Here is a 202-nt window from a genome sequence, read left to right on the forward strand (position 1 = left end):
GGCGACGTGCAGCCGGCTCGCCTCCTCGGTGGCGCGGATGCGCGCCAGGGCCTGGGCGGCCACCTCGACCACGGACGCGGCCAGGTGGCGGCCGTCCTCGACGGGGTCGGGCGCCGGCGGCGCGACCGGCGGGTGGACCAGGGTGGTGGTCGGCTCGGGCTCGGGCTCCGGCTCCGGCTCCGGCTCGGGCTCGACCTCGGGG

1 pseudogene is annotated in these 202 nt (G+C 81.2%); it reads right to left on the bottom strand.

Annotated elements, in window-relative coordinates:
* Positions 1–202 (bottom strand): annotated as a pseudogene (locus tag QWY29_RS20995) (DivIVA domain-containing protein); the annotation flags it as partial.

It is taken from the genome of Nocardioides abyssi, from assembly GCF_030412915.1.
Taxonomy (GTDB): domain Bacteria; phylum Actinomycetota; class Actinomycetes; order Propionibacteriales; family Nocardioidaceae; genus Nocardioides; species Nocardioides abyssi.